This window comes from Nocardioides sp. J9 (assembly GCF_007829375.1).
GTDB lineage: Bacteria > Actinomycetota > Actinomycetes > Propionibacteriales > Nocardioidaceae > Nocardioides.
Genome location: NZ_VLJQ01000085.1, coordinates 1 through 15383, shown reverse-complemented (window position 1 = coordinate 15383; position 15383 = coordinate 1). Strand labels below are relative to the sequence as shown.

The window sequence follows — 15383 nt, the reverse complement described above, 5'->3', positions numbered from 1 at the left end:
CAGGATGGTCCCATGAGCCGTAAGCGCGGGACCTGGCTGGCTGTCGGCGGCGTCCTCCTCGTCGTGGCCGTGGTGGGTGGCCTGCTGTTCCAGCCGTGGCTGCTGTTCGTCGACGAGCGGGTCGACGAGGGGGACGACACGAGCCGCGTCGTCGGCACCGCGTCCGCCGGGCTGACCGACACCGCGGTGCCCGAGGCCACCGGCTCGGAGAAGACCCGGGTCGKGCTCGCCTCGGCGGAGTTCATCGACGCCGAGCACGGCACCTCCGGCACGGCCACCATCTACCGGCGCAGCGACGGCAGSCSSCTYCCTGCGGCTGACCGACCTCGACACCTCGAATGGCCCCGACCTCCACGTCTGGATCACCGACCAGCGCAGCGGTGGTGACTGCGACGGCTGCTTCGGGTCCTGGGGCATCTACGACGACGGCAACTACGTCCGCCTGGGTGCGCTCAAGGGCAACCAGGGCAACCAGAGCTACGAGATCCCCGACGACGCGAACCTCGCCGGCATGCGCTCCGTGGTGATCTGGTGCGACCGCTTCAACGTCGCCTTCGGCACCGCCGACATCACCTGACGCACCGCACCCGACGGCCCGTCCGCCACGCCGACCACGCCCGCCGGATGGCGGTCGATCGACGACCGTTGGCCGGATCTCGCTCGCCGACGCCCCCTCCCGGCCGCGAGGATGGCCCCATGAGCACCGACCAGGCGATGCCGATCGAGCCCGACACCAAGGACTGGACGTGGGTCCTCGACCGCGCCTGCCCGGACTGCGGCTTCGACGCCGCCGCCGTCGACCGCACCGCCCTCGGTGCCGCGATCCGCGACAACGCGGCCTTCTGGGCCGACGCCCTCACCGACCCCCGCGCCCGCCGGCGGCCCGCGCCGACCACCTGGTCGCCGACCGAGTACGCCTGCCACGTCCGCGACGTCCACCGCGTCTTCGCCGGCCGGGTCGAGCAGGTGCTCACCCTGGACGACCCGGAGTTCGCGAGCTGGGACCAGGACGAGACCGCCGTGGCCGACCGCTACGACCTGCAACAGCCCGCGGACGTCGTACCCGACCTGGTGGCGGCCGCCGAGCTGGTCGCCGGCTGGTACGACCGCGTCGAGGACGACCAGTGGGCCCGGCCGGGGCGCCGCAGCAACGGCAGCGTCTTCACCGTCGAGACCCTCGGTCGCTACCACCTGCACGACCTGGTGCACCACCGCTGGGACGTGCGGTGGATGATCTCAGGGTGAGGCACACCGAGTTCTGGGCGCGGATGGAGCAGCACCTCGGCGCGGGCTACGCGCGGGTGTGGGCGACGCAGCACGTCATGGCCGCGCTGGACGGCCGCACCGCCCAGGAGGCCCTCGACGCCGGCGTCGCCCCGAAGCAGGTGTGGCGGGCGGTCTGGGAGGCCCTCGAGCTGCCGGCGAGCGAGAGGTGAGCCCCGCCGACAGCCGGGAGCAGCGGTGGACCGTGCGGGTCCTCGTCCTGACCCAGGCCGTCGGCGCCGTCGGCATCACCATCGGCATCGCCACCGCGTCGCTGCTCGCCCGCGACCTCTCCGGCTCGGAGACCATGTCCGGTCTCGCGCAGACCGCGCAGGTGCTGGGCGCCGCGGTCATCTCGTTCCTGCTCGCGCCGCTGATGGCCCGCCGCGGCCGTCGTACCGGCCTGATGACCGGCTACCTCGTCGGCGCCGCCGGCGGCCTGCTCGCCGTCGTCGCGGGCGTGGTCGGCTCGATGCTGCTCCTGCTCGTCGGTGCCGTGATGCTCGGCGCCGGGACGTCGGCCAACAGCGCGGCGAGGTACGCCGCCACCGACCTCGCCACCGACGCCACCCGCGCCCGGTCGCTGTCCCTCGTCGTCTGGGCGACGACCGTCGGCGCCGTCGCCGGCCCCAACCTGACCGGCCCCGCCGGCTCCTTCGCCGACGCGGTCGACATCCCCGAGCTCACCGGACCGTTCGCCCTCGGGGCGATCGGCATGCTGCTGGCGGCCCTCGTCGTCGGCCTGCTGCTCCGCCCCGACCCGCTCCTGCTCGCCCAGGAGCTCGCCGCCGCGGACGACGAGCGCGCCGGCCTCAACCCCGCCGTCCCGACTCCCGGCAGCTCCTCGTGGAGCCGGGCACTCGGCGCCGTCCGCGAGCGCCCCGTCCTCGGCTACGCGATCGCGGGCCTGGCCCTCACCCACGCCACGATGATCGGCGTCATGGTGATGACGCCGCTGCACATGGAGCACGGCGGCTCCGGGCTCGAGGTCATCGGCGTCGTGATCAGCGTGCACGTCCTCGGGATGTTCGCCTTCTCGCCGCTGGTCGGCATGCTCGCCGACCGGGTCGGCCGCCCGCCGGTCCTGGGCGCCGGGGGAGCGACGCTGCTCGTCGCCCTCCTGCTCTGCGCCTCCGCGCCGACCGGCATGTCCTGGCAGGTCACCGCGGGCCTCTTCCTGCTCGGGCTCGGCTGGTCGCTGTCGATGGTCTCCGCCTCCACGATGGTCGCCGAGCACGCGCCGCTCGAGGCCCGCACCGACGTGCAGGGCACCTCCGACCTCGTCATGGGCCTCACCGCCGCCGTGGCCGGCGCCCTGGCCGGTGTCATCGTGGGCGCCGCCGACTACCCGGCCCTCGCCCTCACCAGCCTGCTCCTCGTCGCCGGCGTCCTCGGCTCGGCCCTGCGCGCCGCCCAGCAGACCTCCCGCGACGCGCCGGAGCCGACACGCCGGGCCGCGTAGGACGACTTCGAACACGTGTTCGGCTAGTGTCGTACCCACGGCGGTCACGGACGCCCACCGGCCACACCGGAGGCGTCCCGCAACCGTCCACAGGTACGACGCCGGGACGAGCTTGTCCACACCCACGACACGACTGACCAGGTTGTGTCGGGACCTCGCCCTAACGTCGCCGATGTACCTGGCTCACCACGACACCGAAGGACGGTAGGGACCATGGCTGGAGACGACCGGCAGAAGGCGCTCGAGACGGCGCTGCTCAGCATCGAGAAGCAGTACGGCAAGGGCTCGGTCATGCGCCTGGGCGACGACTCGCGCGCCCCGCTCGACGTGATCCCCACCGGATCCATCGCGCTCGACGTCGCGCTCGGCATCGGCGGCCTGCCGCGCGGCCGCGTCGTGGAGATCTACGGTCCGGAGTCCAGCGGTAAGACCACGGTCGCGCTGCACTCCGTCGCCAGCGCCCAGGCTGCCGGCGGCATCGTCGCCTTCATCGACGCCGAGCACGCGCTCGACCCCGACTACGCCAAGGCCCTCGGCGTCGACACCGACGCCCTCCTGGTCTCGCAGCCCGACTCCGGTGAGCAGGCCCTCGAGATCGCCGACATGCTGATCCGCTCCGGCGCCCTCGACCTCATCGTCATCGACTCCGTCGCCGCGCTCGTGCCCCGCGCCGAGATCGAGGGCGAGATGGGTGACAGCCACGTCGGCCTCCAGGCCCGCCTCATGAGCCAGGCGCTGCGCAAGATGACCGGTGCCCTCAACCAGTCCAAGACCACCGCCATCTTCATCAACCAGCTCCGCGAGAAGATCGGCGTCATGTTCGGCTCGCCCGAGACCACCACCGGTGGTCGCGCGCTGAAGTTCTACTCCTCGGTCCGCCTCGACGTGCGCCGCATCGAGACCCTCAAGGACGGCACCGACATGGTCGGCAACCGCACCCGGGTCAAGGTCGTGAAGAACAAGGTCGCCCCGCCGTTCAAGCAGGCCGAGTTCGACATCATGTACGGCAAGGGCATCTCGCGCGAGGGCGGCCTCATCGACGTGGGCGTCGAGGCCGGCCTCATCCGCAAGGCCGGCGCCTGGTACACCTACGAGGGCGACCAGCTCGGCCAGGGCAAGGAGAACGCCCGCAACTTCCTCAAGGACAACCCCGACCTGGCCAACGAGCTGGAGAAGAAGATCCTCGAGAAGCTCGGCGTCACCCCGACCATGGAGGGCGACGAGCTCTCCGACGAGCCGATCGGCGTCGACTCGTTCTGATGGCGCGAGCGTGTCGCCCGCAGGGCGACACGCTGCCGCGCCGCGTTGGCGTGCGTAGGCCCAGCCTCCGCCTGGCGGTAGGACAGCCGCTGGGAACCCGGTGGTTGAGGTGCGACGAGCGCTGGCGAGGTGCCTTGCCGGTGGTTGAGGTGCGACGAGCGCTAGCGAGGAGCCTCTCCGGTGGTTGAGGTGCGACGAGCGCTAGCGAGGAGCCTCGAAACCACCGGGCCCGCTGCGCCGGACGGTGACCGGGCACAGCCCCGGAAACCGGGCCCGGTGGTTTCGAGGCTCGGCGCCGGGGCGCCYCGCACCTCAACCACCGGGGCTTCGCTGCGACCAGGCTCGAGGTTTCGGGTGGCGCTGGTGCCGGACGGGTGTGCCCTGCGGCGATGTCGGGGTGCCGCCGGCGCACGGCAGGCCAGCTTGGCTCGTGGGAGGGGGCCGGTGGCGGGGTCCCCGCTCCGAGCTGCGGGGCGCGGCCCGGGAGGCGCCGGCGGCGCCAGGACCGACCACACCCCGCACGCCAGCCTCGGGACCAGATCAGCCCGGCACAGTTCGGAGGACCGGGCCCGGTGGTTTCGAGGCTCGGCGCCGGGGCGCCTCGCACCTCAACCGCCGGGGCTTCGCTGCGACCAGGCTCGAGGCTTCCGGTGGCGCCGGTGCCGGGCGGGTGTGCCTCGCGGCGNGCACGGCAGGTCAGCATCAGGCAGGGGAGGGGGCCGGCGGCGGGGTCCCCGCTCCGAGCCGCGGGGCACAGCCCGGCAGGCACCGGCGACACCCGGACCGACCACACGCCAGACCACCCACCCAGACCCACCCGACCAACCACCCAGATCCACCCGAAGAGCCAGGCCGACCACCAGACTGACGAGAGCGACGAGAGGCAGGGGTTGACGTGCGCAAGGCAGAAGAGCCCCCGGCAGACCGGCCGGGCGAAGACGCGGACCCGGAGTCGGTCGCGCGCAAGATCCTGCTCGACCAGCTGAGCATCAAGGCCCGCAGCCGCAAGGAGCTCGAGGACCGGCTGGCGAAGAAGGACGTGCCCGAGGAGGTCGCGACCCGGTTGCTCGACCGGTTCGAGGAGGTCGGGCTGGTCGACGACGAGGCGTTCGCCCGGGCGTGGGTGGAGAGCCGGCAGCGCAGCCGCGGGCTGGCGCGCTCGGCCATCGCCGTGGAGCTGCGGCGCAAGGGGATCGCCGACGAGACGGCCAAGGAGGTCCTGGCCGAGGTCGACCCCGGTGACGAGGAGGCGGCCGCCCGGCAGCTGGTGCGGCGCAAGCTGCGGAGCATGAAGGGGCTCGACGAGCAGGTCGCCGCCCGGCGCCTGGTCGGCATGCTGGCCCGCAAGGGTTACTCCGCCGGGCTCGCCTACGCGGTCGTGCGCCAGGAGCTGGCGCTGCAGGAGGACGAGTACTGACCTCCGGCCGGCGGTGGCGCACAATGTGCCGGTGACCCCTGACGCCACCGCCGCACCGGAACGCGAAGTCCTCACCTACGAGCTGTTCGGCACCGCGGTGCGCGACCTCGCCCAGCAGGTCGTGGACGACGGCTTCGAGCCCGACATCGTGCTCGCGATCGCCCGCGGCGGCCTCGGCCTGGCGATGGGGCTCGGCTACGCGCTGGACGTGAAGAATCTGTCGGCGGTGAACGTCGAGTTCTACACCGGCGTGAACGAGCGGCTGGACGTGCCGATGATGCTGCCGCCGACGCCCGCGGCGATCGACCTCACCGGGATGAAGGTGCTCATCGCCGACGACGTGGCGGACACCGGCAAGACCCTCGAGGTGGTCCGGGACTTCTTCGCCGACCACGTCGCCGAGGCCCGCACCGCCGTGATCTACGAGAAGCCGTGGACGGTGATCCGCCCTGAGTACGTCTGGCGTCGTACCGAGGCGTGGATCGACTTCCCCTGGTCGTCGACGCCGCCGCTGGTCGACCGTCGTGGTGGGCAGGCCCACTAGTCTCGCCGCATGGCTGCGTTCCCGGTCTCAGAGCTGACCGCCCACCTGCGGGTCCCGCCCGGCCCGGTCGACCTGTCCGCGATCGAGACCGACGCCGCACCGGGCTTCGACGGCAAGAAGGCCGACGGCGCGGCCGCGCTGGCCTCCCTCGCCCCGGAGCTGGCCGAGCTGCAGGAGCGGCTCTTCGCCGACGGTCGCGCCGGCGGGCACCGCTCGGTCCTGCTCGTGCTGCAGGGAATGGACACCTCCGGCAAGGGCGGAACCCTGCGGTCCACGGTCGGGTTGATGGACCCGCAGGGCGTGCGGATCACCTCCTTCAAGGCCCCGACCGAGGAGGAGCTCAGCCACGACTTCCTGTGGCGCATCGAGAAGGCGCTGCCGCCCGAGGGCCTCGTCGGTGTCTTCGACCGGTCCCACTACGAGGACGTCCTGATCGGACGCGTGCGGGAGCTGGCGTCGCCGGAGGAGATCCGTCGGCGCTACGACGCGATCAACGACTGGGAGTCGGCGCTGGTCGAGCAGGGCACCACGATGATCAAGTGCATGCTGCACATCTCGGCCGAGGAGCAGAGGGAGCGCCTCCTCGCCCGGCTGGACGACCCGGCCAAGCACTGGAAGTACAACCCGGGCGACGTCGACGAGCGCGAGCTGTGGCCGGCGTACCAGGAGGCCTACGAGCTGGCGATCGAGCGCACGAACACCGAGGTCGCGCCCTGGCACGTCATCCCGGCGGACAAGAAGTGGTACCGCAACCTGGCGATCGGCACGTTGCTGGTCGACGCGCTGCGGTCCTTCGACCTGTCCTGGCCGGAGGCCGACTTCGACGTCGAGCACGAGAAGCAGCGCCTGGCCGGCGAGCAGCCGCTGTGAGCGCGCTGGAGCACGCCCGCGTCCTGCGCTACGTGACGCCGCTACGCGAGGGCGGCAGCCTGCCGGGGATCGTCGAGGCCGACGACCTCGGCACCTACGTCTGCAAGTTCCGCGGCGCGGGGCAGGGGCCGCGGGTGCTGGTCGCCGAGGTGGTCGTCGCCGGGCTCGCGCGCCTGCTCGACATCCCGACGCCGGACCAGGTCGTCCTGGACGTCGACCCGGACATCGCCCGCTACGAGGCCGACGAGGAGGTGCAGGACCTGATCCGCGCGAGCGCGGGACCGAACCTGGGCATCGACTTCCTGCCCGGCGCCTTCGGGTTCGACCCGTCGACGGTGCCGGACCCGGACCTGGCCGGCCGGATCCTGTGGCTGGACGCGTTCGCCGCCAACGTCGACCGGAGCTGGCGCAACCCCAACCTGCTGGTGTGGGGCGGCACGGTGCACGCGATCGACCACGGTGCCTCGCTCTACTTCCACCACTCCTGGCCGGGCGGCCCCGGCGACCCGACGCGGTTCGCGGCCCAGCCCTACGACATCTCCGAGCACGTGCTCCGCGGCTTCGCGGAGCAGGCGCGGGCGCAGGACGAGCGGGCTGCGGCGTTGCTCGACGACGACGCCCTGGCCGCGGTGCTCGACGACGTGCCGGACGTGTGGTGGGAGCCGGTTCCGGGCGCTGAGACGCCGGAGGAGCTGCGGGCCCGCTACGTGTCCGCCCTCCCCCCCCGCCGTGATGGCGGTCGGCCCTGGCTGCCGGGAGGGGCCGCGTGAGTGCCGACAGGGCGCCGGGGACGCGCCTCGACGCCTACCAGTACGTGACGCTGCGGTGCGTGCCGCGGGTGGAGCGGGAGGAGTTCGTCAACGTCGGGGTGGTGCTGCACTGTCCGCAGCGCGACTTCCTCGGGGTGCGGACGGTGGTCGACGAGGACCGGCTGCGAGCGCTGCACGGGGCGCTCGACCTGGCGTCGGTCAGGGGCGCGCTCGCGTCGGCCGACCGGATCTGCCGGGGTGAGGAGCAGGCGGCCTACGGCGCGGCGTTGCGGGCGACGGCCTACGGCACCCGGGAGGCCCGGGAGGACCTCGGCACCCGGTTCGGCCTGCTCAAGGCGCCGCGGAGCACCGTGGTGCAGCCGAGCCCGGTGCACGGCGGCCTGACCGCGGACCCGGAGGCGACCCTCGAGCACCTGGTCCGGCAGCTCGTCGGGTAGCTCGTCGGGTAGGTCTTCGTGGGGCTGCCCGGCCTGATGAGGCCTATTTGTAGGGCCCCAACGTCCGGTCGTTCCCCGGTCGACAGGTCGGGCCACTGGCTAGCGTCCGGCGCCATGAACACCTCAGCAAGGCGTCACCAGACCCTCCGGATCGGCCCGGTGGCCGTGCTCCTGGCGGCGGGAGGGGTGGTGGCTGCTGCGGCGCCGCCTGCCCACGCGGCGGAGACCTGCTTCGGCCTCGAGGTCACCATCGATCTCAGCACGGAGCCGGGCTACACGCCCGGTGTCTCCTGGACCGTCCCCGGACCGGACCACGTGGTGCTGGGTACGCCGGGCAGGGACGTCATCTTCGGTACCTCGGGGGATGACGTGATCTGCGCGGGTGCGGGCGAGGACGTCGTGAATGCCCAGGACGGGGACGACCGCATCGATGGCGGGGCGGGCAACGACATCCTCCGTGGACACGCCGGCGACGACACCCTGCTCGGGCAGGACGGCAATGACAGCCTGGTGGGGTGGGTCGGCGACGACATCGTGCACGGTCATGGTGGTGACGACACGATCGAGTCCGGCGCCGGCGACGACGTGCTCGACGGCGGCCCGGGGATGGACCTGCTGAACTTCGCGATGGTCAACGAGCTCGGCAGTGTGCACCTTGACCTGGGTGCCGGGACCGCCAGCGGCCATGGCACCGACCAGGTCGCGGCCTTCGAGACCATCTTCGGCACGACGGGTGACGACGTGCTGGTCGGGAGCCCCGGGGCGGAAGCGCTCTACGGCTTCCTGGGTGACGACTTGATCGCCGGAGGTACCGGGGGAGACGACCTCCTCGTCGGGGGTGACGGCACGGACACGGTCGACTACTCTGCCGCGCCCTCGGCCGTGGAGGTCGACCTGGTCCTCCAGGAGGGAGCGGGCTCGACCTGGACCGACACCCTGCCGGAGATCGAGAACGTCATGGGCAGCGACCGAGACGACACCATCGTGGGCAACCCCGGGCCCAACGTGCTCGAGGGCGGCCTCGGCAACGACACCATCGACGGCGGCGACGGAGTGGACACGGTCTCGTACGCCTCGGCTCCGGCCGCCGTCGAGGTGCACCTCGAGACGGGACGGGCGACCGGCGGTGCCGGTGCCGACGAGCTGAGTGGCCTGGAGAACCTGGTCGGCAGCGAGCACGACGACCTGCTGACCGGGACGGGTGGACCCAACACCATCCAGGGCCTGGGCGGTGCGGACCTCCTCGAGGGGCTGGACGGTGACGACGTGCTGGACGGCGGCACCGGTGACAACGGTGGCAACGACACCCTGCGTGGCGGTGGCGGCGACGACCGGCTCGCCGGGGGTGTGGGCAACGACGTCCTCGACGGCGGGGCAGGCAGCGACCGGCTCGATGGCGGAACGGGCGACGACGTCCTCGACGGCGGGGCGGGAGACGACCAGCTCCGCGGGGGTACGGGCAACGACGTCCTGACCGGCGGAGCCGGCGTCGACCGGATCTTCGGGGACGCCGGCGCGGACCGGGTCGACGGTGGCGCCGGCAACGACGTGGTGCGGGCCGGGACCGGCCACGACGTCGTCCGTGGTGGGAGCGGGAACGACGTGCTGCTCGGCGACGGCGGCAACGACCAGCTGCGGGGCGACGGGGGCAACGACCAGCTGCGGGGCGACGGGGGCAACGACCGACTGGTCGGCGGCGCCGGGAACGACCGACTGGTCGGCGGCGCCGGGAACGACCGGCTGTGGGGCAACGCCGGGGCCGACGTGCTCGACGGTGGGGCGGGCCGCGACACCGGCGACGGCGGTGCGGGCCGGGACCGCGCCGTCCGGGTGGAGGTGCGACGCAACATCCCCTGACGTCGAGCAGCTGGTCGGGGGACGACGACGGCGCCGGTCCTGTGGGGGACCGGCGCCGTCGTCGTTGCTGGTGTCAGGTGTGGTCGCTCAGACCGGGACGAGTTCGACCGCGCCGACGGCGTAGCGGGCCAGGATCGTGCGGGCGACCTCCGGGTGGGCCCCGAGCGGCTCGGACACCGCGACGGCACCGGCCTCGAGGGCGAGCTCGGTGGCCCGGTCGACCAGACTGCCGGGGGCGAGGAAGAGCGACGCGACGGCGATGTGGCGGCGACCCTCGGCGCGGAAGGCGCGCACGGCCTCGCCGGTCGCCGGCGGGGCGCTCGTGGCGTAGGCCGCCGGCACCAGCGCGTCGAGCTCGCGCACCCGCGCGGCNCGGCGATGTGGCGGCGACCCTCGGCGCGGAAGGCGCGGGCGACCGCCTGGTTGGCGAGCGGGTCGGACGTGCCGGCGGCCGCGAGCACCAGCGCGTCGAGCTCGCGCACCCGCGCGGCCCGCAGCGCTTCGCGCAGGCGCTCGTCGAGCACCTCGAGGAAGCGCGCCTCGAGCCCGAGGACCTCGGTCGCGCGGATCTTCAGGCCGGGGTGGCGCGACGTGGCCTCGGCGATGATCTCCGGGACGTCGACCTGGGCGTGGAAGGCCTCCACGAGCAGGAGCGGTACGACGACGATCTCCTCGTGACCCGCCTTCACCAGCCGGTCCACCACCGTCTGGAAGCCCGGCTTCGAGCGGTCGAGGAACGCCCTCTCGATGCGCAGGTCGGGTCGCAGCGCCTTGGTGGCGTCGACGAGCGCCGTGATGGTGGCAGCCGAACGCGGGTCGCGGCTGCCGTGGGCGAGGGCGATGAGTGCGGGCGCAGCCATCAGGAGTTACCCCTTTCGTCCCTGGTGCGGTCCGATGACGTCCTCGTCATGAGTGGATCCCGCACTCGGTCTTGTTGGTCCCGGCCCAGCGACCACTGCGCGGGTCCTCGCCGGGGGCGACCCGACGGGTGCACGGCGCGCAGCCGATGGACGGGTATCCGTCGTACACGAGCGGGTTCACGAGCACGCCGTTCTCGGCGATGTAGCGCTCGACCTGCTCGTCGCTCCACCGGGCGATCGGGGAGACCTTCACCTTCTGCTTCTTGGCGTCCCAGCCGATCACCGGGGCGATCACCCGGTTGTGCGTCTCCGCGCGGCGCAGGCCGGTCGCCCAGGCGTCGTACCGGGCGAGCGAGTCGGCCAGCGGCTTGACCTTGCGCAGCGCGCAGCACAGGTCGGGGTCACGCTTGTAGAGCTCCGGGCCGTACGCCGCGTCCTGCTCGGCGACGGACTGCACCGGGGTGATGGTGAGCAGGTTGACGTCCATCGTCGCCTGCACCGCGTCGCGGGTCCCGATGGTCTCGACGAAGTGGTAGCCGGTGTCGAGGAAGACCACGTCGACCCCGGGGACGACCTTCTCCGCGAGGTGCGCCAGCACGGCGTCGCCCATCGAGGAGGTGATGCAGAAGCGCTCACCGAACGTGGCCGCGGCCCACTCGATGATGACCTCGGCGGGCGCGAGCTCGAGCTCGGCACCCCAGTGCGAGACCAGCTCGCGCAGCTCCTCCGGGGAGCGGCCCTCGGTGTGGGTGCCCCGGTAGCTCCGGGCAGCAGCGGTGGCGGGAGCAGTCATCAGGCACCTCCTTCTACGTCAGTGGTTCGGGTGGGGGCGGGCATCAGGCCGAGCAGCTCGACCTTGAAGACCCGGCGACAGCCCCGGCATTGCCAGCCGGCCGGCTCGTTGGGCCAGAGGTCGGTCTCACCGCAGAACGGGCAGTGGTAGGGAACTGCCCTCCGCGACACCGACTCCTCCGACATCAGACCGACTCCAGCGTCCTCGTCTCGAGCACCTTCTCGCCGCGCAGCAGATCCTCGTCGGCGCGGTGCACCCACGCGTCGAAGGCCTCGCCCTCGGTGCGGTCGGCCAGGTAGTTCGTCACCACCGCGGTCACGTAGTCGTCCAGGCCCTCGCTGGTCACCTTGTGCGCGCGCAGCTTGCGACCGAAGTTGGCCCGCAGGCCGATCGCGCCGCCGAGGTGCACCTGGAAGCCCTCGACCTGCTCGCCGTTCTCGTCGACGACGAGCTGGCCCTTGAGGCCGAAGTCGGCGACCTGGGTGCGGGCGCAGGCGTTCGGGCAGCCGTTGACGTTGATCGTGATCGGGGTGTCGAGGTCCGGGAAGCGGCGCTCGAGCTCGTCGACCAGGTCGCGGGCACGGTTCTTGGTGTCGACGATCGCCAGCTTGCAGAACTCGATGCCGGTGCAGGCCATCGTGTTGCGGCGCCACGCGGAGGGCCGACCGCTGAGGCCGATCTCGTCGAGGCGGTCGAGCAGCGGCTCCACCTTGTCGCCGTCCACACCGATCAGCACGATCTTCTGGTACGGCGTGAGGCGGGCGCCGGTGACGCCGTACTCCTCGAGGAGGTCGGCCAGCGCCACCAGCAGCGAGCCGGAGACGCGACCGGCGGTCGGGGCGACGCCGATGTAGAAACGGCCGTCCTTCTGCTCGTGCACGCCGACGTGGTCGCGGTGTCCCGCCGGCGACTCCGGGGAGGCCAGGGTGACCAGCTTCTTCCCGAGGTACTCGTTCTCGAGGACCTCGCGGAACTTCGCCACGCCCCAGTCGGCGACCAGGAACTTCAGGCGGGCCCGCGAGCGCAGGCGGCGGTAGCCGTAGTCACGGAAGATGCCGGCGACGCCGGCCCACACGTCGGGGACCTCGTCGAGCGGGATCCACACGCCGAGCTTCTGGGCGAGCATCGGGTTGGTCGACAGGCCACCGCCGACCCACACGTCGAAGCCGGGGCCGAGCTCGGGGTGGACGGTGCCGACGAAGGAGACGTCGTTGGTCTCGGGGGAGACGTCCTGGCCGGGGTGACCGGTGACGGCGGTCTTGAACTTGCGCGGGAAGTTCGAGAAGTCCTTGTTGCCGATGTAGCGGCGCTCGATCTCCTCCAGCGCGGGCGTGCCGTCGATGATCTCGTCCTTGGCGACGCCGGCGACCGGCGAGCCGAGGAAGGGGCGCGGGGAGTCGCCGCACGCCTCGAGGGAGTGCAGGCCGACGGCGTCGAGGCGCTCCCAGATCTCCGGGACGTTCTCGATCTCGATCCAGTGGTACTGGATGTTCTGCCGGTCGGTCACGTCCGCGGTGTCGCGGGCGAAGTCGACGCCGATCTGGCCCAGCGCGCGCACGGCAGCGGGGGAGAGCAGCTTGCCGTCCGAACGGACCCGGAGCATGAAGTAGCGGTCGTCGAGCTCCTCCTCCTCCAGGGCGCCGGTCCGGCCGCCGTCGATCCCGGGCTTGCGCTGGGTGTAGAGGCCCATCCAGCGGAACCGGCCGCGCAGGTCGGCGGGGTCGATCGAGTCGAAGCCGCGCTTGGAGTAGATGTGGAGGATCCGGTCGCGCACGTTGAGCGGGTCGTCGTCCTTCTTGGACTGCTCGTTCTTGTTGAGCGGCTCGGTGTACCCGAGCGCCCACTGGCCCTCGGCGCGCCGGGGGCGCGGGATCTCGGTGAACTTGGCCGGCTCGGGCTTGTAGCGCAGGTCAGGCATGCGGAGAGGAGGTCCTTCGCTGATGGGCGCGCGGCAGGGTCAGCGGCGCGTGGCTCGGAGAATGGCGGTCGGCGTGATCAGCGGGGCCAACACATCATGCTGCGGGTGCGCCCGAAGTCCACGTGGCGTCGTACCACGAGGTGCGCATGGGTAGCAGCAGTGACCATGTCAATGAGTCTCATCCTTCGGACGCGGCGCCACCAAATCGGAATCTCATTTTGTGGACACGCATCTTGCGATGTGGACGAAAGGTCACGGTTTGCACCGTGATCGCGCGGGGCCTGCGATGCACGTCACACCGCCCGAGCCCTCTCCGGCATCCGTGATCGCCACCGGACCCGGCCCGAGCAGGAGCGGCACCGCGCACCACTACGCTGTGGACCATGAGCGACAACTCCCTCAACGGCGAACTCGTCAGCAGCGCATACCGCCAGGCGCTCGAGGTCATCTCCTCCGTCGAGCCCCGCATCGCGGACGCCACGCGCCAGGAGCTCGCCGACCAGCGGGCGTCGCTCAAGCTGATCGCGAGCGAGAACTACGCCTCGCCCGCCGTGCTCCTCACCATGGGCACCTGGTTCAGCGACAAGTACGCCGAGGGCACCGTCGGCCACCGCTTCTACGCCGGCTGCCAGAACGTCGACACCGTCGAGGCGCTCGCCGCCGAGCACGCCCGCGAGCTCTTCGGTGCCGAGTACGCCTACGTCCAGCCGCACTCCGGCATCGACGCCAACCTGACGGCGTACTGGGCGATCCTCGCCCACCGCGTCGAGGGTCCCTGGCTCAAGGACGCCGGCGTGAAGAACATGAACGACCTCACCGAGGCCGACTGGGAGAAGCTGCGCCACGAGCTCGGCAACCAGCGCCTGCTCGGCATGAGCCTCGACGCCGGTGGCCACCTCACCCACGGCTTCCGCCCGAACATCAGCGGCAAGATGTTCCACCAGAACCAGTACGGCACCGACCCGGAGACCGGTCTCCTCGACTACGACGCCCTGCGCGCCAAGGCCAAGGAGTTCAAGCCGCTCATCCTGGTCGCCGGCTACTCCGCCTACCCGCGTCGCGTGAACTTCGCCAAGATGCGCGAGATCGCCGACGAGGTGGGCGCCACCCTCATGGTCGACATGGCGCACTTCGCCGGCCTGGTCGCCGGCAAGGTGTTCACCGGCGACGAGGACCCGGTGCCCCACGCCCACGTCGTCACCAGCACCTCGCACAAGTCCCTGCGCGGCCCGCGCGGCGGCTTCATCCTCGCCACCGAGGAGTACGCCCCCAGCGTCGACCGCGGCTGCCCGATGGTGCTCGGTGGCCCGCTCTCCCACGTGATGGCCGCCAAGGCCGTCGCCTTCGCCGAGGCCCGCACGCCCGCCTTCCAGACCTACGCCCAGAACATCGCCGACAACGCCAAGGCGCTCGCCGAGGGCCTGCAGAAGCGCGGCACCAAGCTCGTCACCGACGGCACCGACAACCACATCGTGCTGCTCGACGTCAGCTCGTACGGCCTCACCGGCCGCCAGGCCGAGTCCGCCCTGCTCGAGGCCGGCGTGGTCACCAACCGCAACTCGGTCCCCGCCGACCCGAACGGCGCGTGGTACACCTCCGGCATCCGGATCGGCACCCCCGCCCTGACCAGCCGCGGCTTCGGCGCAGCGGAGTTCGACGCGGTCGCCGACCTCATCACCGAGGTCCTGAAGAGCACCACGCCCGGCACCACCTCCGCCGGTGCCCCGTCGAAGGCGTCCTACGTCCTCGCCGACGGCGTCGCCGACAAGGTCCGCGCCGCCAGCGCCGAGCTGCTCGACAAGCACCCGCTCTACCCCGGCCTCGACCTCTCTTAGTCTGCGCGAGCGCGTCGCCTGTCGACGAGGGCCGCACGGGCACTCGCTGCGCTCGGCCCGCGGGCCCTCGTCGACGCGCCTTCGGCGCGGGGCGCCG

The 15383-nt window shown here is 72.1% G+C and carries 16 protein-coding genes and 1 pseudogene; 13 read left to right on the top strand and 4 right to left on the bottom strand.

The features are described from left to right. The first annotated feature begins 12 nt into the window (after positions 1–12). The 12 genes from L615_RS14380 (at position 13) to L615_RS14330 (ending at position 9880) form a co-directional block, all read left to right on the top strand. Entirely contained in the window at positions 13–387 is a 375-nt protein-coding gene (locus L615_RS14380; RefSeq protein ID WP_222430558.1) for a hypothetical protein, read from the top strand. Then, positions 311–577 (top strand): DM13 domain-containing protein, encoded by a 267-nt coding sequence (locus tag L615_RS24755; RefSeq protein ID WP_222430559.1) that lies wholly within the window; start codon positions 311–313, stop codon positions 575–577. The genes L615_RS14380 and L615_RS24755 overlap by 77 nt, the downstream gene beginning before the upstream one ends. A 119-nt stretch (positions 578–696) precedes the next feature. Further along, positions 697–1245: a DinB family protein gene (locus tag L615_RS14375; protein WP_261376707.1), complete on the top strand. Its 549-nt coding sequence runs from the start codon at positions 697–699 to the stop codon at positions 1243–1245. Then, on the top strand, positions 1242–1436 hold the full coding sequence (locus L615_RS14370) for a DUF3046 domain-containing protein (protein WP_028657046.1): 195 nt from the start codon (positions 1242–1244) through the stop codon (positions 1434–1436). Before L615_RS14375 ends, L615_RS14370 begins: the two co-directional genes overlap by 4 nt. Then, entirely contained in the window at positions 1433–2725 is a 1293-nt protein-coding gene (locus L615_RS14365; protein WP_145725518.1) for an MFS transporter, read from the top strand. The genes L615_RS14370 and L615_RS14365 overlap by 4 nt, the downstream gene beginning before the upstream one ends. A 213-nt stretch (positions 2726–2938) precedes the next feature. Then, the gene (gene recA / locus L615_RS14360; RefSeq protein WP_028657048.1) at positions 2939–3985 is read left to right on the top strand and encodes a recombinase RecA; all 1047 of its coding nucleotides are present in this window, start codon (positions 2939–2941) and stop codon (positions 3983–3985) included. An 895-nt stretch (positions 3986–4880) separates the two neighbouring features. Next, the gene (locus L615_RS14355) at positions 4881–5402 is read left to right on the top strand and encodes a regulatory protein RecX (protein WP_028657229.1); all 522 of its coding nucleotides are present in this window, start codon (positions 4881–4883) and stop codon (positions 5400–5402) included. A gap of 31 nt (positions 5403–5433) precedes the next feature. Next, entirely contained in the window at positions 5434–5946 is a 513-nt protein-coding gene (locus L615_RS14350; protein ID WP_028657230.1) for a phosphoribosyltransferase, read from the top strand. A 9-nt stretch (positions 5947–5955) separates the two neighbouring features. Next, complete coding sequence (locus tag L615_RS14345) at positions 5956–6816, top strand: polyphosphate kinase 2 family protein (RefSeq protein ID WP_051486282.1); 861 nt, start codon at positions 5956–5958, stop codon at positions 6814–6816. After that, positions 6813–7586 carry a HipA family kinase gene (locus L615_RS14340; protein ID WP_145725517.1) on the top strand — a complete coding sequence of 258 codons (774 nt, stop codon included), beginning with the start codon at positions 6813–6815 and terminating at the stop codon, positions 7584–7586. The genes L615_RS14345 and L615_RS14340 overlap by 4 nt, the downstream gene beginning before the upstream one ends. After that, positions 7583–8023: a DUF3037 domain-containing protein gene (locus tag L615_RS14335; protein WP_145725516.1), complete on the top strand. Its 441-nt coding sequence runs from the start codon at positions 7583–7585 to the stop codon at positions 8021–8023. Before L615_RS14340 ends, L615_RS14335 begins: the two co-directional genes overlap by 4 nt. A 114-nt stretch (positions 8024–8137) precedes the next feature. Continuing rightward, positions 8138–9880 carry a calcium-binding protein gene (locus L615_RS14330; RefSeq protein ID WP_186449874.1) on the top strand — a complete coding sequence of 581 codons (1743 nt, stop codon included), beginning with the start codon at positions 8138–8140 and terminating at the stop codon, positions 9878–9880. 87 nt (positions 9881–9967) lie between these two features. Here the strand turns inward: L615_RS14330 and L615_RS24295 are convergent, their stop codons facing one another. From L615_RS24295 to L615_RS14310, 4 genes and pseudogenes are all read right to left on the bottom strand, one after another. Continuing rightward, entirely contained in the window at positions 9968–10243 is a 276-nt protein-coding gene (locus L615_RS24295) for a CbiX/SirB N-terminal domain-containing protein (RefSeq protein WP_261376706.1), read from the bottom strand. Positions 10244–10455: 212 nt separating this feature from the next. After that, a pseudogene (locus L615_RS24290) lies at positions 10456–10740 on the bottom strand (sirohydrochlorin chelatase); the annotation flags it as partial. Positions 10741–10786: 46 nt separating this feature from the next. After that, positions 10787–11533 carry a phosphoadenylyl-sulfate reductase gene (locus tag L615_RS14320; protein ID WP_145725514.1) on the bottom strand — a complete coding sequence of 249 codons (747 nt, stop codon included), beginning with the start codon at positions 11531–11533 and terminating at the stop codon, positions 10787–10789. Between the two features lie 184 nt (positions 11534–11717). After that, positions 11718–13451, bottom strand: a complete 1734-nt coding sequence (locus L615_RS14310; RefSeq protein ID WP_145725513.1) for a nitrite/sulfite reductase — start codon at positions 13449–13451, stop codon at positions 11718–11720. Positions 13452–13834: 383 nt separating this feature from the next. On the opposite strand from L615_RS14310, the gene L615_RS14305 reads away from it, so the two are divergent. Further along, positions 13835–15286: a glycine hydroxymethyltransferase gene (locus L615_RS14305; RefSeq protein ID WP_145725512.1), complete on the top strand. Its 1452-nt coding sequence runs from the start codon at positions 13835–13837 to the stop codon at positions 15284–15286. The last annotated feature ends 97 nt before the right edge of the window (positions 15287–15383 follow it).

What these genes read in the sequence shown, in the direction of transcription:
- recA (WP_028657048.1), top strand. Translation starts at nt 2,939, where the DNA reads ATGGCTGGAGACGACCGGCAGAAGGCGCTCGAGACGGCGCTGCTCAGC.
- L615_RS14310 (WP_145725513.1), bottom strand. Translation starts at nt 13,451, where the DNA reads ATGCCTGACCTGCGCTACAAGCCCGAGCCGGCCAAGTTCACCGAGATC.
- L615_RS14345 (WP_051486282.1), top strand. Translation starts at nt 5,956, where the DNA reads ATGGCTGCGTTCCCGGTCTCAGAGCTGACCGCCCACCTGCGGGTCCCG.
- L615_RS14305 (WP_145725512.1), top strand. Translation starts at nt 13,835, where the DNA reads ATGAGCGACAACTCCCTCAACGGCGAACTCGTCAGCAGCGCATACCGC.
- L615_RS14330 (WP_186449874.1), top strand. Translation starts at nt 8,138, where the DNA reads ATGAACACCTCAGCAAGGCGTCACCAGACCCTCCGGATCGGCCCGGTG.
- L615_RS14320 (WP_145725514.1), bottom strand. Translation starts at nt 11,533, where the DNA reads ATGACTGCTCCCGCCACCGCTGCTGCCCGGAGCTACCGGGGCACCCAC.
- L615_RS14375 (WP_261376707.1), top strand. Translation starts at nt 697, where the DNA reads ATGAGCACCGACCAGGCGATGCCGATCGAGCCCGACACCAAGGACTGG.